Below are 19,280 nucleotides of genomic sequence, written 5' to 3'. Positions count from 1 at the left end.
CCCTCAACAGGCTATAGCCGCCAAGTTGATCCGCCTTGCAAGGCGCGATTGCTCGAGTTGCTCGCAGCGTGCGAGCAGATTCACGATGTTGATGCCCAGTGCCGTCGCGAGCTTCTGCGCGGTGACGATCGACGGGATCACGCGGCCGCGCTCGACCTCCCCCACGTACGAGCGATTGAGGTCCGAGCGCTCGGCGAGCTGCTCCTGCGACCAGCCGTTCGCTTCGCGCAACTGGCGCACGGTGACGCCGAAATCTTCGACAAAGGCTTTCATGGTGCGCTCGCTTTCGGTGCATTCTGCAAACTGGCCTGGGTCACGCTCGCGCCCGGCTTCACGTCGTCGGTGATCCACACGTTGCCGCCGATGACAGCGCCCTTCCCTAGCGTCACGCGACCGAGGATGGTCGCGCCCGCATAGATGACCACGTCGTCCTCCACCACCGGATGCCGCGGCAGGCCCTTCTGCAGGTTGCCCTCGGTGTCGGTCGGAAAACGCTTGGCCCCGAGCGTCACGGCCTGGTACAGCCGCACGCGCTTGCCGATGATGGCCGTCTCGCCGATCACGACGCCCGTGCCGTGGTCGATGAAAAAGCCCGCGTCGATCTGCGCGCCGGGGTGGATGTCGATGCCGGTCTGCCCGTGCGCCAACTCCGCGACGATGCGCGCAAGCAGCGGCAGCCCGAGCTTGTACAGCTCGTGTGCAAGGCGGTGATGAATCATCGCGAGCACGCCGGGATAGCACAGCAGCACCTCGTCCACGCTGCGCGCGGCCGGATCGCCCTGGTAGGCGGCGAGCACGTCGCTGTCGAGCAGGCGGCGCAGCTCGGGCAGCGCGTTCGCAAACTGGCGGACGGCCTCGGTGGCGAGGTCGTCGATCTCGCTCGCGGGGCGCGGCTGGAGACGCGCATTGAAATTGAGTTCCAGACGCGCCTGCAGCAGCAGCGCCTGCAAGGCGGCGTCGAGCGTGTGGCCGACGTAGAAGTCTTCGCTCTCGTGGCGCAGGTCCGGCGGGCCGAGCCGCATCGGAAAGAGCGCGCCCTTGAGCGATTCGACGATCTGCGTGAGCGCATCGCGCGACGGAAATTCGCGCGCACCGGGCTCTCGCGAGCGCCGCTGCGAATCGCGCCATTCGTCGCGCACGCCATGCAGCGCGCGCACGATGTCGCTTACCTCGAAATGGGCCATGTGTTTTCCTCCCTTGAACGATCTTGTGCGGACAGCCGTCAGTCCTGTACCCAGGGCAGCTTGTGGAAACGCCAGCCGTCTGCACCACCGCGGTGCTGCTGCGCATCGATCTCGCCCTCGAAGCCTTCGAGCACGTTGAAGACCTGGGTGAAACCGGCCTTCGCGGCCGCTTCGGCGGCCAGCGCGGAGCGCTTGCCGCTGCGGCACAGCAGCAGCGCCACGGCGTCCTTGCCGCCCTCCTTCGTGAGCTTGGCTTCGAGCTCGCGCACGAAACGGGGATTGCGCGTGAGCGCGGTGCCGGTGGCCCAGGCCACGTGCAGGCTCTCGGGCACATGGCCGACGAACTTGCGCTCCTCGCCCGAACGCACGTCGACCAGTACGGCCTGGCCCTTCTGCACCAGGTCCCAGGCCACTGTCGGCGTCACGCCGCCGGCATAGGGCCAGTTGTTTTCGGCGGCCTTGGCGCGCGCCTGTTCCAGTGCTTCGGGCAAGACGAGTTCTTCTTCAACTTCCACTGACATGCTGTGCGGCTCCTGTTGTGCGTTGGTATTCGCCTTGATGGCGATAACCACCACTTTAGGAGCGCCGTGCGGAACCTCAAACGACTGAAAAGTCGATTCCTAACAACCGGACGTTGTATAGGCCGATGTTCAGACGGCCTCAGCCGCCTCCGCCGCCCGCACGGCCGGCGCAGTCAGGTCCACGCTCTTGCCGCCATCCACGCCATACGGCACGTCGCCCGCGACCGTGACGCGACGCACCACCCGGTGCTGGTCGCCGTAGTCGTTGATCGCGTAGTGCTGCGTGGCCCGGTTGTCCCAGATCGCGACATCGCCCTGCGTCCAGCGCCAGCGCACCGTGTTCTCCAGGCGGTGCACGTGGCTCTGCAGCACGCTCAGCAGGTGCTGGGAGTCATACGTCGAATGGCCGGCCAGGCGCTTAACGAAGTGGCCCAGCACAAGGCTGCGCTCACCGGTCTCGGGGTGCACGCGCACCACCGGGTGCTCGGCTTCGAGCAGGCGGCGGGTGAACACCTCCTTGTAGCGCTTGACGCCCTCGTCGGCCAGATCCGCGGGCTGACGCGAGGCGGCGTAGTCGTAGTCGTTGCCATGCACCGCGCGGAGGCGATCGGCCAGCGCCTTCAGATCGTCCGACAGGCTCTCGTAGGCGGCCACCGTGTTGGCCCAGACGGTGTCACCGCCATAGGGCGGGATCACGACCGCACGCAGGATCGACACCTGCGGGTAAGCCACCTCGAAGGTCACGTCGGTGTGCCACGAGTTGGCGCGGCCGCCGTGGCGCGAATCGAGTTCCAGCAGCTTCGTGCCGTCCCTCGAGGGCACGGTCGGATGCGGCACCAGCTCGCCCCAGAGGCGGCCGAAGGCCTGCTGCTGTGCATCGTCCAGGTGCTGCTGTCCGCGGAAGAACAGCACCTTGTGCTTGAGCAACGCCGCCTTGATCGACCGGAACACCTCCGGCTGCAATTCGCCCGAGAGCCGCACACCGCGCACCTCGGCGCCGATGTGGCCGGCCTGCCGGACGATGTCGAGTTCGTTGTCTTGTGCAACGGCGGGGGAAGAAAGAACAGCGCTCATCGAAGGTCCTCTTTGGGTTTGATGGAAAGAAAACGAAAGGCTTAGTAGGCAAAGCGCAGCCCGGCCGGCAGGCCGCCCGAGGTGTCCGGCGGCAATTGCGGCGGTGCTTCGGGCAGAGGCGCACCCGCGAACTCGCGCAGCACCTCTTCCTTGACATGCGTGAAGGCCAGGTCCACGCGGTTGCGCGGATGCGCAAGCGCCACCGGCACGATGCGGCGGATGCGCCCCGGTCGGGGCTCCATCACCACCACCTTGTCGCCCAGGTACACGGCCTCCTCCACATCGTGGGTGACCAAAATCATCGTGATGCCCTCGGCCTGCCAGATGCGGTGCAGCTCCTGCTGCAGATGCGCCCGCGTCATCGCGTCGAGTGCGCCGAAGGGCTCGTCGAGAAGCAGGATCTCGGGCCGGTTGACCAGCGCCCGCGCAATCGCCACGCGCTGCGACATGCCGCCCGACAGCTGGTGCGGGTACGCGCTCTCGAAACCCTTGAGCCCGACCAGCTCGATGTGCGCCTGCACCTCCTTGCGCTTCTGCGCCGCATCGAGGCCCGCGTTCAGCAACCCGAGCGCGATGTTCTGCTGCACGGTGAGCCACGGAAACAGCCGGTGCTCCTGGAACACGATGCCGCGGTCCAGGCTGGTGCCGACGATGCGGTTCCCGTCGATCAGCACCTCGCCGCGATAGTCGGCTTCGAGCCCGACGATCAGTCGCAGCAGCGTCGACTTGCCGCAACCGCTGGAGCCCACGATGCTGACGAACTCTCCGGGCGTGATGGTCAAGCTGATGTCATCGAGCACCTTGAGCGGTGCGCCCTCGACCTCGTACTGCTTGCCCAGTTGTCGTATCTCGAGTGTTGCGGCGTGTGCCATATCTTTTTGTCTTTCAGAAGCCGGCCACCGAACGCCCGCGCCAGGCCAGGAGGCGGTTCTCGATGCGCGTCGCGATCCAGTTGAGCGAGAAGCCCACGAGGCCGACCACGATCACGCCGAAGATCACGAGGTCCATCCAGAAGTGGTCGCGCCCGTCGATCATGGTGTTGCCGATGCCCTTGCCCGAGACCAGCAGGTACTCCGCGCCCAGCGTGGCGAGCCACGCGTAGATCAGCGCCAGGTGCACGCCCGCGAAGATCGAGGGCGATGCGCTCGGCAGCACCACGCGCGTGAACAGCTGCCATCGGCTGAAGCGCAGCACGCGCGCCACCTCGACCAGCTCGCCCGGCACGCTGCGGATGCCCTCGAAGGTGTTGAGCACCACCGGGAAGAAAGCCGCGAGCGAGAGAAAAGCCACCTTGGCCGCATCGCCGAGGCCGAACCACACGGACAGGAGCGGAATCCATGCGAACAGCGAGATCTGCTTGAGCGTGTGGAAGCTCGGCCCCACGAGGTTCTCGAACAAACGCGACAGCCCCAGCGCCGCGCCGAACAGCAGCCCGGCGCTCGCGCCGATCGCAAAACCCGCGAGGTCGCGCCACAGGCTCGCAGAGAGCCCGGTCCACAGCGCCCCGCTCGTGGCCTGCTCCACCGCCCGCTGCCAGACGCTGTCGATCGACACAAGCAGCGGCGAACTCGACCAGCCGAAGCGGAACGCCGCCCACCAGAGCGCCACCAGCAACACGGGCAGCACCCAGCCACGCAAGGGCTTGGGCACGCGGCGAAAGAGATTCCGGTCCACGGAAGCTGTGCTGCCGCTCATCAGAACCCCGCCCGCCGCCAGCGCAGCAGCCGCGTCTCGACCAGCGCGAGCAGCTTGTCGAGCACGAACCCGACCGCGCCCACCATCACCACCGCCGCCAGCACCACATCGAGCTGGAACAGCTGCCGTCCGAACACGATCATGTAGCCCAGCCCCTCGCTCGACGCCAGCAGCTCGACCACCACCAGCGCGAGCCAGGCATGCGTGAAGCCATAGCGCACGCCGTTCCAGATCGGCGCCAGCGCAGCCGGAAACACCACCTTCGACAGCATCTGCCAACGGCTGAAGCGAAACACCCGCGCCACCTCGATGTAGCGCGTGGGCACGTTCTGGATGCCCTTGAAGGTGTTGAGCGCAATGGGCACGAGCGATGCCTTGGCGATCAGGATGATCTTGAGCGCCTCGTCGATGCCCACCAGCAGCATCAGCAGCGGCAGCCACCCCAGCACCGGCACCTGCGCGAAGGCCTTGAAGAGCGGGTAGGTGTAGTCCTTGAAGGTCGGCGACAGGCCCATCGCCACGCCGAGCAGCAGACCGCCCACCAGTCCGACGCCGAAGCCCGCGAACACGCGCCGCAGGCTGATGCGCAGGTTTTCGAGCAACTCGCCACTCTGCAGCGCATCGACAAAAGTGGCGGCCACCGTTTCGGGCGACGGCAGCACCTGCGGCGCGATCCATTCATTGCGCGCCGCGATGTGCCACAAGAGCAGCACGGCCAGCGGCACCGGCCAGGCAAGCAAGAGCCGCCCGATGCCCGACAACCGGGCGCGCCAGGCGCGCCACACGGCAAGCGGCGAAGACCGCTCGGCCGCGGGGAGCGGCAACGATTCCGGAGGCAACACCGCGCTCATGCGGCCACCTCGAGGGCGTTCACCGACGAGTGGTCATTCATCGCAACACCGCGACCTGCTTGCCGCTGATCTCGCCGTTGGCCTCGTACACCGGCCAGTAGTTCTCGAGCTTGAACTCGCGCAGCGATGCATCGAGAAAGCTGCGGTCGAACCAGCTGTCGATCTCGGCCTTGCCGCGCACCAGCTTGAGCGCCAGTGCCTGCTCGGCGGAATCCTTGTAGCGCTGCACCAGGAACGGATCGAGCAGCGGCGACAGGCGCGTGCGCAGCGGCTGGCCGATGAAGTCCTCGCGCCAGTACTTCTCGGCCACCTCGGCCTTGCCCCATTGCTTGAACACCTCGTCGCGCTGCGACTCGTCGGAATAGCGGCGCGCCACCTTCACCAGCGTGTTCACGATGCGCTGCGTAGCCTTGGACTGGTTGCGCGCGAAATCGTCCGAGGCCAGCAGCACGGTCTGACGCGTGTACTTGAACGAATCCTCCGAGGCCGAATAGATCACCTTCGCCACGCCCTTGTCGCGCAGCACGAAGAGCTCGACATAGCCGAACGCGCCATCGATGTCCTTGGTGGCCAGTGCGGCCTGCGCGCCCGGCAGGTCGAGATTGATGAGGCGCACGTCGCTTTCCTTGAGCCCATGCGCCGCCAGCGCACGCACGGCCGCCAGGTGCAGGTTCGTGCCCTTGTAGAGCGCGATGCGCTTGCCGCGCAGGTCCTCGATGCGCTTGACCGCAGAATCCGGCGGCACCGCCAGGTACAGGCCGTTGCGCACGCCCGAGCCCGCGATGATCCGGGTCTTGACGCCGCCCGCGCGGTGCACGATGGAAGGCAGGTCGCCCTGCCAGGCCAGGTCCAGCTGCTTGTTGACCAGCGCCTCGTTCACCGCCGGGCCCGCGCCCTTGAAGAACACCCATTCGATCTTCGTGCCGTCGGCCTTGAATTCTTCTTCGAGCGCGCCGGTGGAATGCACCAGCGCCGCCGACGAGCCGCCGAAGCGCACCGGGTTGCCCACACCGCCGGTCGCCACGCCAATGCGGATGACGGGCGGTGCGTCGTTACCGGCGGCCAGCAGACGCGGCGCCGCGGCCATCAGGGGCCATGCGGCGGCGTGGCGGAGAAACGAGCGTTTGAGCATGTGAGGCGACCTTGGCTTCGATGAATCCAGAAGATTCTGCGAGGCGGGCGCGCCAGCCGGAACGAAGCTGTTCGCAGTTCCTCATGCCCCATTCGACTAAGCCATGTTGGCTATATCGACCTGTGCGAAACATGGGCACAGTCGCGCCATGGATCACAAAGTCATCACCCTCATCAAATGGCTCTTCCTGGCTATCGGGCTCTTGCTCCTGGTCGGCGCCATCTTCGTGGACCCCGAGGCCAAGCTGGCCCTGACGATCATGGGCGTGATCTTCGCGGGCATCGGCGGCGGCATCATCGCCTTCGGCCGCTGGAGCGCGCAGAAGGAAGCCGACCTGCGCCAGAACGGCCAGTTCATCGAGGCCGAGTTCCAGGAGGTGGAACTCAACGGCAGCCTCGAGGTGAATGGAGAGAACCCCTACCGCATCGTCGCCAAATGGCACGACACCGCGAACAACCGCCTGCATGTGTTCCGTAGCGCCAACCTCTGGTTCGATCCGACGGACTATGTGCCGGAATGGATCCCGGTCTATATCGATCGGAACAATCCGAAGCGCTATCACATGGAGACTTCGTTCCTGCCCAAGCTGCAGTGACGTAAAAAAACCCGGCGTCGTTGAGGACGCCGGGTTGTTCGCAATCGCCTGAGGGTCCGTCAGAGCTTCGCGATCGAAACCTCGGTCGACTTCACGAGCGCGACCACGTCGGAGCCGACCTTCAGTTGCAGCTCGTCGATCGAGCGCGTGGTGATGACCGAGGTCACGATGCCCCAGGCGGTTTCGACATCGACTTCGGACACGACGTCGCCGCGGATGATTTCGCGGACCTTGCCCTTGAACTGGTTGCGCACGTTGATGGCTTGGATGGACATGATGGTTTCTCTTTCAGGTTGAAGAAATAAAGGATGGGATGGAGGGATCAGACGATCTCCGCCACGTCGTCGAACGCGAGCCGGGGCCCACGCTCGAAAGTGCCGGCGTGATCGGCCACGCCGAGGTTCACGAGAAAGTTGGCGCGATAACGGCCGTCGGGGAAGAAGGCCTTGTCGACCAGCTCCGCGTTGAAACCCGACTGCGGCCCGACGTCCAGGCCGAGCGAGCGCGCCGCCAGGATCAGATAGGCACCCTGCAGGCTGCTGTTGCGGAACGCCGTGGCCTGCGCGGCCTCGGCGCTCTTCTCGAAGAAGGGCTTGGCGTCAGAGGCCGGGAACTGCGTGGGCAGGTGCTCGTAGAAGCGCGTGTCGTGCGCGACGATCACCGTCACGCCGGCAGCCAAAGTCTGCGCCGTGTTGCCGGACGAAACCGCGGGCTTCAGCTTCGCCTTGGCCTCTTCGCTGCGCACGAACACATAGCGCGCGGGCTGCGCGTTGTACGCGGTCGGGCCCCACTTCACGAGGTCGTAGAGCTTGTGGATCAACTCGTCGGTGACGGGCACCGGCTGGAAGGCGTGCACGGTGCGCGCCTTGCGGAACAGCTGGTCGAGCGCCGCTTCGGGAATGGCGTTGAGTGTTGTCATGGATTTCCGTTCGTCGAAGCGATCAGGATGCGGCGGTGAGCGCCACGTCGAGGTCGGCAATCAAATCGTCGATGTGCTCGATGCCGACCGAGAGGCGCACCGTGTCTTCCGTCACGCCGGCCTTTGCCAGCTCTTCGGGCGACAACTGCCGATGCGTGGTCGAGGCTGGGTGCGTCGCCAGCGAGCGCACATCGCCGATGTTCACGAGGCGCGTGAAGAGCTTCAGTGCATCGAGGAATTTCGCGCCGCCTTCACGGCCGCTGCCGATGCCGAAGGTCAGCACGCCGCTGGACTTGCCGCCGAAGTACTTCTGCGCCAGCGCGTAGTCCGGGTGGTCTTCGAGCGCCGCGTAGTTGACCCAGTTCACCGCCTTGTGCGTCTTCAGGTGTTGTGCCACTTTGAGCGCGTTGCTGCTGATGCGGTCCATGCGCAACGCCAGCGTCTCGATGCCCTGCAGGATCAGGAAGGCGTTGAACGGCGAGATGGCTGCGCCGGTATTGCGCAGCGGCACCACGCGCGCGCGGCCGATGTAGGCGGCCGGTCCCAGCGCCTCGGTGTAGACCACGCCGTGGTAGCTCACGTCGGGCTCGTTCAGGCGCTTGAAGCGCGCCTTGTGCTCGGCCCATGGGAACTTGCCCGAATCGACGATCGCGCCGCCAATGCTGGTGCCGTGGCCGCCCAGATACTTGGTGAGCGAGTGCACCACGATGTCGGCGCCGTGCTCGATGGGCCGGCTCAGGTAGGGCGAAGGCACGGTGTTGTCCACGATCAGCGGTACGCCGTGGCGATGTGCGATCTCGGCGATGGCCGCGATGTCCGTCACGTTGCCGGCCGGGTTGCCGAGCGATTCGACGAACACCGCCTTGGTCTTGTCGTCGAAGAGCTTCTCGAAACTCGAAGGATCGCGGTGGTCCGCAAAGCGCGTGGTGATGCCGAACTGAGGCAGCGTGTGCGCAAAGAGGTTGTAGGTACCGCCGTAGAGCGCCGTGCTGCTGACGATGTTGTCGCCGGCCTCCGCGATGGTCTGGATCGCGTAGGTCACGGCCGCCTGACCCGAGGCCAGCGCGAGCGCTGCAATGCCGCCTTCGAGCGCGGCCACGCGCTTCTCCAGCACATCCTGCGTCGGGTTGTTGATGCGGGTGTAGATATTGCCCGGCACCTTCAGGTCGAACAGGTCCGCGCCGTGCTGCGCGCTGTCGAAGGCGTAGGCCACCGTCTGGTAGATCGGCGGCGCAACGGCGCGCGTGGTCGGATCGGGCGAGTAGCCGGCGTGGACCGACAGGGTTTCGAATTTCCAGTTTTGCGACATAGGGACTGCCTTTCGGGAAAGAGGAAGGAAGGCTCAGATCGCCCAGCGCAGTGCGTGCGCGGGTGTTCCGAGCCAGCTGGCGTCGGCGCTGCTGTCCACCTCTTCGGGCTTTTGCAGCACCCTGTCGAGGATGCGTTTCTCGATGGCCGCGAAGGCCGGATCGCCCTGCGAGCGCGGGCGTGCGAGTGCGATGTTTTCGTCGAGTGCGATGCGGCCGTCTTCGATCAGGATCACGCGGTCCGCCAGGGCCACGGCTTCCTGCACGTCGTGCGTCACCAGCAAGGCGGTGAAGCGGTGGCGCTGCCAGAGGTTCTCGATGAGCCGGTGCATCTCGATGCGGGTCAGCGCGTCGAGCGCGCCCAGCGGTTCGTCGAGCAGCAAGAGGCGCGGGTGATGCACCAGTGCCCGCGCGAGCGACACGCGCTGGCGCTGCCCGCCCGACAGGCGCGCCGGCCATTCGTTCTCGCGGTCGGCCAGGCCCACCTGCGCGAGCACCTCCTTGCCGCGCGGCTTGGCGTCGTTCGACAAGCCCAGCGTCACGTTGTCGAGCACGCGGCGCCAGGGCAGGAGGCGCGCCTCCTGGAACATGATGCGGGTGTCGTCGTGCAGGCCATTCACGGCCTTGCCGTCGGTGTAGAGGCCACCGGAAGTCGCCTCTTCAAGCCCAGCGATCAACCGCAGCAGCGTGCTCTTGCCGCAACCGCTGCGGCCCACGATGGCGATGAACTGGCCCGGCTCGATAGTGAGCTTGGTGTTGCGCAGCACGTCGCGCGTGCCATAGCGCTTGTGCAGGCCACGCGCTTCAAGGCGCACGCCGCCGGCGATGGCCTGGGGTTGGATGTCTTTCAGAACGGCACTCATGGGCTTCAGGCTCCGGGTTTGAACAGCGCGACGTCGAGCGCATTGAGTTTTCGGGGCAGCAGCTTTTCACCGAAGAACGCATCGGCGATGCGCTGCTGCTCGGTCAGGCCCTCGGCCACGACCGGGCGCACCGCATAGCTGCGGCGGCTGTTGGCTTGTTCGATGGTGGCGGCGTCCAGGGCCCACACGGGCGACAGCAGCGCGGCCGCCTCCTTGGGGTTCTGTTTGACCCACTTGCCGGTCTTCTCGAGCTCGGCATAGATCACGCGCAGCACATCGGGCCGCGCCTTCGCGAATTTGGTGCTCGCGAGGTAATAGCGCTGGTACGACGCGATGCCCGCGCCATCAGCCAGCACGCGCACCTTCGACTGGCGTTGCGCGGCGGCGAGGAACGGATCCCACACCACCCACGCGTCGATCGCGCCCTTCTCGAACGCGGCGCGGCCATCGGCCGGCGTGAGGTAGGCGGGCTCGATGTCCTTGAACGAGAGACCGGCCTTCTCCAGCGCGGCGACCAGCAGGTAGTGCGCGCCGGCCGCTTTCGCGAAGCCAACCTTCTTGCCCTTCAGGTCGGCCACGGTCTTGAGCGGTGAGTCGTCTTTCACGACGATGGCCTGCGCCGCGGGCGAAGGTGCTTCCTGCGCGATGAAGGTCAGCTCGGCACCGGCCGCCTGCGCGAACACGGGCACTGTGTCGGCCACGTCGGCGCTGATGTCGAGGTTGTTCAGGTTCAGCGCCTCGAGCAGCGGCAGGCCGCTGGTGAACTCGTGCCAGCTCAGCGTGGCATTGAGCGGCGCGAGTTGCTTTTCGAGCGTACCTTGTGCCTTGAGCAAGGCCGTCAGCGTCGAGGACTTCTGGTAGCCGAAGCGCACGGTGACGGGCCTCGGCGCAACGCCTTGTGCCAGCACGACACCCGCGCTCAAAGCACCCAGCGTGCCGATGGCTGCGCGGCGGGAAATGGATCTGTTCATCTGCCCCGCCCTCACTTCGGCTTCTTCTGGTAGCCGGGGTGCCAGCGCAGCCACCACTGCTCCAGGCCGCGCGCGAACAGGTCGGCCAGCTTGCCGAGCAGTGCATACAGCAGGATGCCCACGAGCACGATGTCGGTCTGCAGGAACTCGCGGGCGTTCATCGTCAGATACCCGATGCCGGCCTGCGCCGAGATGGTCTCGGCCACGATCAGGATCACCCACATGAGGCCCAGCGAAAAACGAAGCCCCACGAGGATCGACGACAGTGCCCCCGGCAGGATCACCTCGCGGTACAGCTGCCAGCGCGTGAGGCCGTAGGTGCGGCCCATCTCGATGAGCTGCGGATCGACGTTGCGGATGCCGTGGAAGGTGTTGAGGTAGATCGGGAAGAACACCGACACCGAGATCAGGAACAGCTTGGCCGATTCGTCGATGCCGAACCAGAGGATCACCAGCGGAATCAGCGCGAGTGCGGGGATGTTGCGCACCATCTGGATGGTCGAGTCCAGCAGCGTCTCGGCGAATTTCACCGAGCCCGTGAGCAGGCCCAGCGCGAGCCCCGCGCCACCGCCGATGGCCAGGCCCGCGAGCGCGCGGCCGGCGCTCACCTTCACATGCGTCCAGAGTTCGCCGGACACGGTGAGCGACCACGCGGCCTTGACCACGTCGACCGGCGCCGGCAGCACGCGCGTCGACAGCCAGCCGAGCGACGAGGCGATCTGCCAGAACACGATGAGCCCCACCGGCACGAGCCAGGGAACGAGACGGCCTGCGACGTTGAGGCCGAAGGCCTTGAACGCGTTGCCAGTACTGGCCTCGGAATCGGTTGAAGCCACCGGAAGCTCCTGCACTTGTTCAGTCATGGAAGTCCTTTGGGTTCAGCTCTGGGAGACGAGGCGCGAGGGTGCATCGAGATTCGCGACGACCTCGCCGAACGGACCGCTCAGCGAACCGCCCACGAGCCGCGACTGCGCCTTGCGCGAGAGCAGCGGGAACACCAGCTCGGCGAAGCGGTAGGCCTCTTCCAGATGCGGGTAGCCCGAGAGAATGAATTTGTCGAGGCCGAGCGCCGCGTATTCCTCGATGCGCGCGGCGACGGTCTTCGCATCGCCGACGAGGGCCGTACCCGCACCGCCGCGCACGAGCCCCACACCGGCCCACAGGTTCGGCGAAATCTCCAGCTCGGCGCGCGAGCGCTTGGCGCCGCCGGCATGCAGCGCGGCCATGCGCCGCTGGCCTTCGGAATCCATGCGCGCAAAGGCGGCCTGGGCGCGGATGACGGTCTCATCGTCCACGCGGCTGATGAGTTCTTCAGCGGCCTTCCATGCGGCGTCTTCGGTCTCTCGCACGATCACATGCAGGCGAATGCCGAACTCGACGCGGCGGCCTTGCCGTTCGGCGCGGGCGCGCACGTCGGCGATCTTCTTCGAGACTTCGGCGGGCGGCTCGCCCCACGTCAGGTAGGCATCGACCTGCTCTGCCGCAAGGTCGTGCGCGGCAGCCGACGAGCCACCGAACCACACGGGCGGATACGGCGTCTGCACCGGCGGATACAGCAGCTTGGCGCCCTTCACGCTCAGGTGCTTGCCTTCGAAGTCGTAGCCCTGGCTGTCATGGCTGCGCGTGAGGATCTCGCGCCAGATGCGGATGAATTCGGCCGATTGCTCGTAGCGCGATGCGTGGTCGAGGTACACCCCGTCGCCTTCGAGCTCGGCCTGGTCACCGCCCGTCACGAGGTTCACGAGCAGGCGTCCACCCGAGAGCCGGTCGAAGGTCGCAGCCATGCGCGCGGCAAGGCTGGGCTGGTGCAGCCCCGGGCGCACGGCCACCAGGAACTTGAGATTCTTGGTCGCGCCGATCAGGCTGGAGGCGATCACCCACGGGTCTTCGCACGAACGGCCGGTGGGAATCAACACGCCTTCGTAGCCGAGGTTATCGGCTGCGCCCGCGATCTGCTGCAGGTAGGCCAGGTCGATGGGGCGTGCGCCCTCGCTCGTGCCGAGGTAGCGGCTGTCGCCGTGCGTGGGGAGGAACCAGAAGATCTGCATCACGCGACTCCCGCGCCGGCGGCTTCGAGCACGTTGATCTTCTTGGGGATCAGCTTGAGCTCGAAGAAGGTGTCGGCGATCTTTTGCTGCTCGGCGAGGATGGCCTTGGTGATCGGCGTGATGCCGTAGGCGGTGCGGTTCACGGTGACATCGGCCACCGGTTTCGGCAAGCCCCACAGCGCGGCCAGCTCGGCGGCGAGATCGCCCTTGTTCGCTGCGCCCCAGGCATCGACCTTGTTGAGTTCGTCGATGGCGATGGCGAGCACGTCGGCGTTCTTCGCCACGTAGTCGAGCGACGAGAAGTAGTAAGCGCGATTGCCGACCACGCCTGTGGCGTCGGCCAGGATGCGCGCGTCCAGCGTCTTCTCTGCGGCGGCGAGGAACGGGTCCCAGATCACCCAGGCATCGACCGAGCCTTTTTCGAATGCGGCGCGCGCATCGGCCGGCGGCAGGTAGGCCAGGTTCAGGTCTGCATACGACAGGCCGTGTTTCTCGAACAGCTTGACGATGAAGTAGTGGACGTTCGAGCCCTTGTTGAGCGCGATCTTCTTGCCCTTGAGGTCGGCCACGGTCTTGATGGCCGAGCCCTTGGGCACCAGCACCGCCTCGGTCTGCGGGCGATGCTGTGTGGCGGCCACGTAGGCCAGTGGCGCACCGGCGGCCTGCGCGAAGATGGGCGGCGCTTCGCCGACATCACCGAAGTCGATCGAGCCGACGTTGAGCGCCTCGAGCTGCACCGGCCCGGCCGTGAACTCGGTCCACTTGACCGTGACGCCGAGCGGCGCGAGACGCTTCTCGAGCGTGCCGCGGCCCTTGAGGATGTTGAGCGTGCCCTTCTGGTTGCCGATGCGGAACTGGCGCGCTGGCGCCTGCGCCAGTGCGGCGAACGAAGGCAGCGCGATGGCTGCGGCTGCGGCGCCCTGGATCAGGCGGCGTCGGGGAATGGAAATGCGGTTCATGGCTGGGTGCTTGAAAGAGATTCAGGGCTGCGCGGTGACGACCGCGTCGCTGACCTTGATGGGCTTGGGAATGAGCTTCAGCGCGAAGAAGGTGTCGGCGATCTGCTGCTGGCCGGCCGCGACGGCGGGCGTGATCGGCTTCACGTTGAATTCGTAGCGACGCAGCGCGAGTTCGACCACGTCGACCGGCAGGCCCTGCAGCGGCGCGATCTGCTCGGCCGCCTGGCGCAGGTTTTTCTTGAGCCAGATGCCCTGCTCCACCGAATCGGCGAAGAGCGCGTCGATGACCTTCGGGTTGTTCTTCACGAAGCCGCGCTCGCCCAGGTAGAACTGGTAGTTGTTGACCACGTCGGTGGTTCCGTCGGCGAGCACACGGGCGCCGGTCGCCTTCTCGGCGGCGGCCTGGAACGGGTCCCAGATCACCCACGCATCGACGTTCTTGCTCTCGAAGGCCGCGCGGCCGTCGGCCGGCGCGAGGTACACGGGCTGGATGTCGGAGAACTTCAAGCCGTTCTTCTCGAGCTGCTTCACGAGCAGGTAATGCACGTTGCTGCCCTTGTTGAGCGCGACCTTCTTGCCCTTCAGGTCGGCGACGGACTTGATCGGCGAGTCTTTCGTGACCAGGATCGCCTCGGCACGAGGCGCGGCCGGGTCGTAGCCGAAGTAGACGAACTTGGCGCCCGCCGCCTGCGCGAAGATGGGCGGCGCCTCGCCGACATAACCCACGTCGACCGCGCCGACGTTCAGGCCTTCGAGCAACTGCGGGCCGGCCGGGAACTCCACCCACTTCACGCCGAAGCCCAACGGCGCGAGCTTCTTCTCGAGCGTGCCCTGCGCCTTCTGCAGCACGAAGAGGCTGGCGGATTTTTGATAGCCGATGCGCAGCTCGCCCTTGGGCTTGCCCTGGGCATGGGCCGAGGAGGCGGCAATGAAGCTCACGATCAGCGCGATGGCGGCAACCACGACGGTGCTGATCGCGAGGTCGCGCAGGGCCTGCCAGATCGAGCGCGGCGGTGCGTCGAACGCGGAGTCTTCGGTGGCAACGGGGTTCATGCGGAAATTCCTTGGTGCAAAACTTTGGGCAAAGCTGTCCCCTTGCCGCGCACAGGCGGCTTCAAAAACGGGGACGGGGATGGGTCTGGCGACGCCGGGTTCTATGAAGAACCCCGCGTTCAGACGCTACATCGCACGCGGGAGAAAGGCACCGGCTCGAAGCCGTGTGTCGCTGGCAGCTTCAGGCCTTCCGTCGCAAGCACCTCGACGGCCTCGTTGAGTCGCTCGGCCAGGTCGTTGTGCACCTGGTAGGCGTTCTCGGGCGTCAGCACGATCTGCGAGTCGCTCGCATAGACGCCCGGCAGGATGTGACGCGCCGCCAGCGACTGCAGCACCGGCCGCAGCGCGTAGTCGAGCGCGAGCATGTGATGGGGACTGCCACCGGTGGCCAGCGGAAGCACCGTCTTGCCCTTGAGGGCGTTCTGCGCGAGCAGGTCCAGAAAGACCTTCAGCACACCGCTGTAGGCCGCCTTGTAGACCGGCGTGGCCACGACGATCACGCGGGCCGCCGCCACCTGGGCGATGGCGCGTTCGATGGCCGGATGGTTCCACTCGGCCAGCAGCAGCGCCTGCGCGGGCAGGTCGCGGATCGCGAGCCGTTCGATGCGGGCATGACGTTTGGCCAGCCGGTCGCCCACGGCCTCGAGCAAGGCGGTGGAACGGGACGGGGCCGAGGGGCTGCCGGCAATCAGGAGAACGGACACGGGAGGCTTTCGGTTTTCTTCGGAAATTCAGGGCGTGCCGGGTCACGGCGCCCACGAAATGGGCGCCCCGAGAGCCGGCCTGGCAGCGCGGGTTACTTTTGTTTTGTCGTGTAGATCTGGTCGAAGGAGGCACCGTCTGCAAAGTGCTCCTTGTCGGCCTTCGCCCAGCCGCCGAAGGCCTGGTCGATCGTCACCAGCGTCAGCTTGGGGAACTGCTTGTCGTACTTGGCCTTCGCCTTGTCCGACGTCGGGCGGTAGAAGTTACGGCCCGCAATGTCCTGGCCTTCGTCGGAATACAGGTACTTCAGGTATTCCTCAGCCACGGCGCGCGTGCCCTTTTTGTCGACGACCTTGTCGACCACGGCCACGCTGGGCTCGGCCAGGATGGAGATCGACGGCACCACGATCTCGAACTTCTCGGGGCCGAATTCCTTCAGCGCCAGGAAGGCTTCGTTTTCCCAGGCCAGCAGCACATCGCCCACGCCGCGTTGCACGAAGGTGATGGTCGAACCGCGCGCGCCGGTGTCCAGCACAGGCACGTTCTTGAACAGGTTGCCGATGTATTCCTTGGCCTTGGCATCGCCGCCGTACTTGCGCTTGGCGAATTCCCAGGCGGCCAGGTAGTTCCAGCGGGCGCCGCCCGAGGTCTTGGGGTTGGGGGTGATCACCTGCACGCCGGGCTTGACCAGGTCGTCCCAGTCCTTCAGGCCCTTGGGGTTGCCCTTCTTCACCAGGAACACGATGGTCGAGGTGTAGGGAGCCGAATTGAGCGGCAGACGCTTCTGCCAGTCGGCCTTGACCAGGCCGCCGTGGGTGGCGAGCGCATCGATGTCGCCGCCCAGGGCCAGCGTGGCCACGTCGGCGTCGATGCCGTCGATGATCGAGCGGGCCTGCTTGCCCGAGCCGCCGTGCGATTGCTTGACCGTCACGTCCTGCCCGGTCTTGGCCTTCCAGTACTTGGCGAAGGCCTGGTTGTAGTCCACGTAGAGCTCGCGCGTCGGGTCGTACGACACGTTCAGCAGCGTCACGGGTCCCTTGGCGGTGGCCGCGCCCTGGGCGAACGTCGGCAATGCCGAAAGGGCCAAGGCACCGGCCACGCCGGCACCCAGGGAAAGCTTGATAAAGTCGCGGCGAAGGCTCATGGTGTCTTGCTCTAAAAAGGCATATCAATGAAGCTGCGTATTCTCAATACGACATATAGAAACTGGAACGACCAAGTTTTCAGTTTTAAATAGCTAAATCAACTAAGCGAAACGCTTACCCCACCCAAGAGGCAAAAAAATGGCTCGCATGGTTCAGTGCATCAAGCTCGGCAAAGAGGCCGAAGGGCTCGACTTTCCGCCCTATCCCGGCGACCTGGGCAAGCGCCTGTGGGAAAACGTCAGCAAGGAAGCCTGGGCCGCTTGGCTCAAGCAGCAGACCATGCTGGTCAACGAAAACCGCCTCAACCTGGCCGATCTGCGCGCCCGCCAGTACCTGGCGCGGCAGATGGAAAAGCATTTCTTCGGCGAAGGCGCCGACGTGGCGCAGGGCTACGTTCCCCCACCCGCCGCCTGACTCCCCGCCTCGCCGTGACCGCTGAGCCAGTGGCCTGGCGCGCCGACGGCGTCCCTCGCAGCGACCGCTTCGACGACATCTATCACACCGAAACCGGAGCACTGGCGCAATCGCGGCATGTGTTCCTGGGCGGCTGCGGCCTGCCGCAAGCCTGGGCCGGGCAGCCGCAATGGCGGATTCTCGAAACCGGCTTCGGGCTGGGCCTCAATTTCCTGACAACCTGGCAGGCCTGGCGCGCCGATGCGAACCGGCCGCGGATGCTGCACTTCGTCTCGGTCGAGGCGCATCCGGTCGGGGCTGAAGATCTCTTGCGGGCCGCCGAGGCCTATACGGAACTGGCGTCGCTGGCCCGGGAGCTTGTCGCGCAGTGGCATGGGCTGCTGCCGGGCTTTCACCGGCTGGCTTTCGACGAAGGTCGCGTCCTGCTCACGCTGTGCATCGGCGACGTGCAGGTCATGCTGCGCGCCCAGCGCTTCGAGGCCGACAGCCTCTTTCTCGATGGCTTCAGCCCGCAGCAGAACCCGGCGATGTGGTCGCCCGAGACGCTGAAGGCGGTGTCGCGATTCGCCCGGCAGGGCACCGCGCTGGCGACGTGGACCTATGCGCGTGCGGTGCGAGACGCGCTCTCACAAAACGGCTTTCAACTGGAACGGCGTGCCGGCCTGCCGCCCAAGCGCGACTGCCTGGGCGGCGTGTTCGCACCAGCATGGACGGTGCGGCGCCGCGGCCCGGCGCCCGAGCGGATCGAGGCACCGGGGCATTGCGCGGTGATCGGCGCCGGTCTCGCAGGTGCGGCCGTGGCTGCGAGCCTTGCGCGACGCGGATGGCAGGTCACGGTGCTCGATGCGGCCTCGCGCCCTGCCTCGGGCGCTTCCGGCCTGCCGGTCGGCGTGCTGGCGCCCCATGTGTCCCCCGACGACGCCCTGCTCTCGCGCCTCACGCGCGCAGGCATTCGCGCCACCTGGCTCGAACTGCAACGCCTGCTCGAAGAGGGCCGCGACTGGCGCGCCAGCGGCGTGCTGGAACGACGGCCCGAGGGAGACACGCGCGTGCCTGCCGGCTGGAGCGACAGCGGCCCCAACGAATCGTGGCCTGCGAGCGCCCGGCAACTGACGGCGTCTGGCTTGCCGGCCGATGCGCCTGCAATCTGGCACGCGCGTGCCGGCTGGGTGCGCCCGTCGCGGCTGATCGAGGCGTGGCTGCGTCAGCCGGGTGTCGAATTCCGCGGCAACGCCGCCGTGGCGCGGCTGACGCGAAACGCCGACGGCTGGCAGTTGTTCGATGCAGCGGATCAATTGCTGATCGCAGCAGACCGCGTGGTCGTCGCCGCAGGTTTCGAGTCAGGCCGCTTTGCCGCGGGACTGCCGCTGCAGCCGGTGCGCGGCCAGGTCGCATGGGGCCACATGGCCGGACTCCCGGCCACCCCGCTCAACGGCGACGGCCACCTGATCGCCCATGTGCCCGATGCCGAAGGCGCGCTGCTCTGGCTCGCAGGCGCCACCTTCGACCGCGACAGCACAGACCTCGCCCCGAACGCCGCCGACAGCGCCGCGAACCGCGACCGCCTCGCCCGCTTGCACCCCGCCGCCGCCGCGGCCTTGGCGCCGGCCTTCGAGCGCGGCGAAGTCAACACCTGGGTCGGCGTGCGGTGCGCCTCGGGCGATCGCCGGCCGCTGGTTGGCCCGCTGGATGACGAAGCGACCGGTCTCTGGGCCTGCACCGCCTTGGGCTCGCGCGGCCTCAGCTTCGCGGCCCTGTGCGCCGAGCTGCTGGCCGCGCAATGGCATGGCGAACCGCTGCCCTTGCCCGCCACGCTGGCCAAGGCGCTCGGCACGCAGCGCCTCTGA

Annotated in this window: 22 protein-coding genes; 3 read left to right on the top strand and 19 right to left on the bottom strand. The window is 66.6% G+C overall.

Annotated features, from left to right (window positions below):
* Positions 1-3: 3 nt before the first annotated feature.
* From ACSFA7_RS21490 to ACSFA7_RS21455, 8 genes are all read right to left on the bottom strand, one after another.
* Entirely contained in the window at positions 4-273 is a 270-nt protein-coding gene (locus ACSFA7_RS21490) for a helix-turn-helix domain-containing protein (protein WP_013541111.1), read from the bottom strand.
* Positions 270-1,184 carry a serine O-acetyltransferase EpsC gene (gene epsC / locus ACSFA7_RS21485; protein ID WP_435501242.1) on the bottom strand — a complete coding sequence of 305 codons (915 nt, stop codon included), beginning with the start codon at positions 1,182-1,184 and terminating at the stop codon, positions 270-272. The genes ACSFA7_RS21490 and epsC overlap by 4 nt, the downstream gene beginning before the upstream one ends.
* Positions 1,185-1,222: 38 nt before the next feature.
* Positions 1,223-1,705: a rhodanese-like domain-containing protein gene (locus tag ACSFA7_RS21480; protein WP_435501241.1), complete on the bottom strand. Its 483-nt coding sequence runs from the start codon at positions 1,703-1,705 to the stop codon at positions 1,223-1,225.
* A 129-nt stretch (positions 1,706-1,834) separates the two neighbouring features.
* Positions 1,835-2,779: a TauD/TfdA dioxygenase family protein gene (locus ACSFA7_RS21475; RefSeq protein ID WP_435501240.1), complete on the bottom strand. Its 945-nt coding sequence runs from the start codon at positions 2,777-2,779 to the stop codon at positions 1,835-1,837.
* A gap of 41 nt (positions 2,780-2,820) precedes the next feature.
* On the bottom strand, positions 2,821-3,651 hold the full coding sequence (locus ACSFA7_RS21470) for an ABC transporter ATP-binding protein (protein ID WP_435501239.1): 831 nt from the start codon (positions 3,649-3,651) through the stop codon (positions 2,821-2,823).
* A gap of 13 nt (positions 3,652-3,664) precedes the next feature.
* The gene (locus ACSFA7_RS21465) at positions 3,665-4,474 is read right to left on the bottom strand and encodes an ABC transporter permease (protein ID WP_435501238.1); all 810 of its coding nucleotides are present in this window, start codon (positions 4,472-4,474) and stop codon (positions 3,665-3,667) included.
* Positions 4,474-5,325, bottom strand: coding sequence for an ABC transporter permease (locus ACSFA7_RS21460; protein WP_435501237.1), 852 nt, complete (start codon positions 5,323-5,325; stop codon positions 4,474-4,476). Before ACSFA7_RS21460 ends, ACSFA7_RS21465 begins: the two co-directional genes overlap by 1 nt.
* A gap of 37 nt (positions 5,326-5,362) precedes the next feature.
* Positions 5,363-6,457 carry an ABC transporter substrate-binding protein gene (locus ACSFA7_RS21455; protein ID WP_435501236.1) on the bottom strand — a complete coding sequence of 365 codons (1,095 nt, stop codon included), beginning with the start codon at positions 6,455-6,457 and terminating at the stop codon, positions 5,363-5,365.
* Between the two features lie 148 nt (positions 6,458-6,605).
* Between ACSFA7_RS21455 and ACSFA7_RS21450 the strand changes: the two genes are divergently transcribed.
* Positions 6,606-7,052 (top strand): hypothetical protein, encoded by a 447-nt coding sequence (locus ACSFA7_RS21450; protein WP_435501235.1) that lies wholly within the window; start codon positions 6,606-6,608, stop codon positions 7,050-7,052.
* A 59-nt stretch (positions 7,053-7,111) separates the two neighbouring features.
* On the opposite strand, the gene ACSFA7_RS21445 is transcribed toward ACSFA7_RS21450, so the two are convergent.
* From ACSFA7_RS21445 to ACSFA7_RS21395, 11 genes are all read right to left on the bottom strand, one after another.
* Positions 7,112-7,327 carry a TOBE domain-containing protein gene (locus ACSFA7_RS21445; protein ID WP_042579699.1) on the bottom strand — a complete coding sequence of 72 codons (216 nt, stop codon included), beginning with the start codon at positions 7,325-7,327 and terminating at the stop codon, positions 7,112-7,114.
* A gap of 47 nt (positions 7,328-7,374) precedes the next feature.
* On the bottom strand, positions 7,375-7,971 hold the full coding sequence (locus ACSFA7_RS21440; protein ID WP_435501234.1) for a malonic semialdehyde reductase: 597 nt from the start codon (positions 7,969-7,971) through the stop codon (positions 7,375-7,377).
* A gap of 22 nt (positions 7,972-7,993) precedes the next feature.
* Positions 7,994-9,280, bottom strand: coding sequence for an O-acetylhomoserine aminocarboxypropyltransferase/cysteine synthase family protein (locus ACSFA7_RS21435; RefSeq protein WP_435501233.1), 1,287 nt, complete (start codon positions 9,278-9,280; stop codon positions 7,994-7,996).
* A 33-nt stretch (positions 9,281-9,313) separates the two neighbouring features.
* The gene (locus tag ACSFA7_RS21430) at positions 9,314-10,141 is read right to left on the bottom strand and encodes an ATP-binding cassette domain-containing protein (protein ID WP_435501232.1); all 828 of its coding nucleotides are present in this window, start codon (positions 10,139-10,141) and stop codon (positions 9,314-9,316) included.
* 5 nt (positions 10,142-10,146) lie between these two features.
* Positions 10,147-11,112 (bottom strand): aliphatic sulfonate ABC transporter substrate-binding protein, encoded by a 966-nt coding sequence (locus ACSFA7_RS21425; RefSeq protein WP_435501231.1) that lies wholly within the window; start codon positions 11,110-11,112, stop codon positions 10,147-10,149.
* Positions 11,113-11,123: 11 nt separating this feature from the next.
* Positions 11,124-11,975 (bottom strand): aliphatic sulfonate ABC transporter permease SsuC, encoded by an 852-nt coding sequence (gene ssuC / locus ACSFA7_RS21420; protein ID WP_435501230.1) that lies wholly within the window; start codon positions 11,973-11,975, stop codon positions 11,124-11,126.
* Between the two features lie 15 nt (positions 11,976-11,990).
* Positions 11,991-13,160, bottom strand: a complete 1,170-nt coding sequence (gene ssuD / locus ACSFA7_RS21415; RefSeq protein WP_435501229.1) for an FMNH2-dependent alkanesulfonate monooxygenase — start codon at positions 13,158-13,160, stop codon at positions 11,991-11,993.
* Positions 13,160-14,119 carry a sulfonate ABC transporter substrate-binding protein gene (locus tag ACSFA7_RS21410; protein ID WP_435501228.1) on the bottom strand — a complete coding sequence of 320 codons (960 nt, stop codon included), beginning with the start codon at positions 14,117-14,119 and terminating at the stop codon, positions 13,160-13,162. Before ACSFA7_RS21410 ends, ssuD begins: the two co-directional genes overlap by 1 nt.
* 21 nt (positions 14,120-14,140) lie before the next feature.
* Positions 14,141-15,172, bottom strand: coding sequence for a sulfonate ABC transporter substrate-binding protein (locus ACSFA7_RS21405; protein ID WP_435501227.1), 1,032 nt, complete (start codon positions 15,170-15,172; stop codon positions 14,141-14,143).
* 119 nt (positions 15,173-15,291) lie between these two features.
* Positions 15,292-15,876 (bottom strand): NADPH-dependent FMN reductase, encoded by a 585-nt coding sequence (ssuE, locus tag ACSFA7_RS21400; protein WP_206173608.1) that lies wholly within the window; start codon positions 15,874-15,876, stop codon positions 15,292-15,294.
* A 92-nt stretch (positions 15,877-15,968) separates the two neighbouring features.
* On the bottom strand, positions 15,969-17,018 hold the full coding sequence (locus tag ACSFA7_RS21395) for a sulfate ABC transporter substrate-binding protein (RefSeq protein WP_435501226.1): 1,050 nt from the start codon (positions 17,016-17,018) through the stop codon (positions 15,969-15,971).
* A gap of 139 nt (positions 17,019-17,157) precedes the next feature.
* Between ACSFA7_RS21395 and ACSFA7_RS21390 the strand changes: the two genes are divergently transcribed.
* Both ACSFA7_RS21390 and mnmC read left to right on the top strand, forming a co-directional pair.
* Complete coding sequence (locus ACSFA7_RS21390; RefSeq protein ID WP_013541095.1) at positions 17,158-17,433, top strand: oxidative damage protection protein; 276 nt, start codon at positions 17,158-17,160, stop codon at positions 17,431-17,433.
* 14 nt (positions 17,434-17,447) lie between these two features.
* Complete coding sequence (mnmC, locus tag ACSFA7_RS21385; protein ID WP_435501225.1) at positions 17,448-19,280, top strand: bifunctional tRNA (5-methylaminomethyl-2-thiouridine)(34)-methyltransferase MnmC2/FAD-dependent 5-carboxymethylaminomethyl-2-thiouridine(34) oxidoreductase MnmC1; 1,833 nt, start codon at positions 17,448-17,450, stop codon at positions 19,278-19,280.

It is taken from the genome of Variovorax trehalosi (assembly GCF_051216415.1).
GTDB lineage: Bacteria > Pseudomonadota > Gammaproteobacteria > Burkholderiales > Burkholderiaceae_C > Variovorax.
The sequence above is the reverse complement of the archived record's forward strand: the minus strand, read 5'-3'. Positions and strand labels throughout refer to the sequence as shown.

Excerpts from the sequence above, each read along its gene's own strand:
- ACSFA7_RS21490 (WP_013541111.1), bottom strand. The coding sequence starts at position 273 with ATGAAAGCCTTTGTCGAAGATTTCGGCGTCACCGTGCGCCAGTTGCGC.
- epsC (WP_435501242.1), bottom strand. The coding sequence starts at position 1,184 with ATGGCCCATTTCGAGGTAAGCGACATCGTGCGCGCGCTGCATGGCGTG.
- ACSFA7_RS21480 (WP_435501241.1), bottom strand. The coding sequence starts at position 1,705 with ATGTCAGTGGAAGTTGAAGAAGAACTCGTCTTGCCCGAAGCACTGGAA.
- ACSFA7_RS21475 (WP_435501240.1), bottom strand. The coding sequence starts at position 2,779 with ATGAGCGCTGTTCTTTCTTCCCCCGCCGTTGCACAAGACAACGAACTC.
- ACSFA7_RS21470 (WP_435501239.1), bottom strand. The coding sequence starts at position 3,651 with ATGGCACACGCCGCAACACTCGAGATACGACAACTGGGCAAGCAGTAC.
- ACSFA7_RS21465 (WP_435501238.1), bottom strand. The coding sequence starts at position 4,474 with ATGAGCGGCAGCACAGCTTCCGTGGACCGGAATCTCTTTCGCCGCGTG.
- ACSFA7_RS21460 (WP_435501237.1), bottom strand. The coding sequence starts at position 5,325 with ATGAGCGCGGTGTTGCCTCCGGAATCGTTGCCGCTCCCCGCGGCCGAG.
- ACSFA7_RS21455 (WP_435501236.1), bottom strand. The coding sequence starts at position 6,457 with ATGCTCAAACGCTCGTTTCTCCGCCACGCCGCCGCATGGCCCCTGATG.
- ACSFA7_RS21450 (WP_435501235.1), top strand. The coding sequence starts at position 6,606 with ATGGATCACAAAGTCATCACCCTCATCAAATGGCTCTTCCTGGCTATC.
- ACSFA7_RS21445 (WP_042579699.1), bottom strand. The coding sequence starts at position 7,327 with ATGTCCATCCAAGCCATCAACGTGCGCAACCAGTTCAAGGGCAAGGTC.
- ACSFA7_RS21440 (WP_435501234.1), bottom strand. The coding sequence starts at position 7,971 with ATGACAACACTCAACGCCATTCCCGAAGCGGCGCTCGACCAGCTGTTC.
- ACSFA7_RS21435 (WP_435501233.1), bottom strand. The coding sequence starts at position 9,280 with ATGTCGCAAAACTGGAAATTCGAAACCCTGTCGGTCCACGCCGGCTAC.
- ACSFA7_RS21430 (WP_435501232.1), bottom strand. The coding sequence starts at position 10,141 with ATGAGTGCCGTTCTGAAAGACATCCAACCCCAGGCCATCGCCGGCGGC.
- ACSFA7_RS21425 (WP_435501231.1), bottom strand. The coding sequence starts at position 11,112 with ATGAACAGATCCATTTCCCGCCGCGCAGCCATCGGCACGCTGGGTGCT.
- ssuC (WP_435501230.1), bottom strand. The coding sequence starts at position 11,975 with ATGACTGAACAAGTGCAGGAGCTTCCGGTGGCTTCAACCGATTCCGAG.
- ssuD (WP_435501229.1), bottom strand. The coding sequence starts at position 13,160 with ATGCAGATCTTCTGGTTCCTCCCCACGCACGGCGACAGCCGCTACCTC.
- ACSFA7_RS21410 (WP_435501228.1), bottom strand. The coding sequence starts at position 14,119 with ATGAACCGCATTTCCATTCCCCGACGCCGCCTGATCCAGGGCGCCGCA.
- ACSFA7_RS21405 (WP_435501227.1), bottom strand. The coding sequence starts at position 15,172 with ATGAACCCCGTTGCCACCGAAGACTCCGCGTTCGACGCACCGCCGCGC.
- ACSFA7_RS21395 (WP_435501226.1), bottom strand. The coding sequence starts at position 17,018 with ATGAGCCTTCGCCGCGACTTTATCAAGCTTTCCCTGGGTGCCGGCGTG.
- ACSFA7_RS21390 (WP_013541095.1), top strand. The coding sequence starts at position 17,158 with ATGGCTCGCATGGTTCAGTGCATCAAGCTCGGCAAAGAGGCCGAAGGG.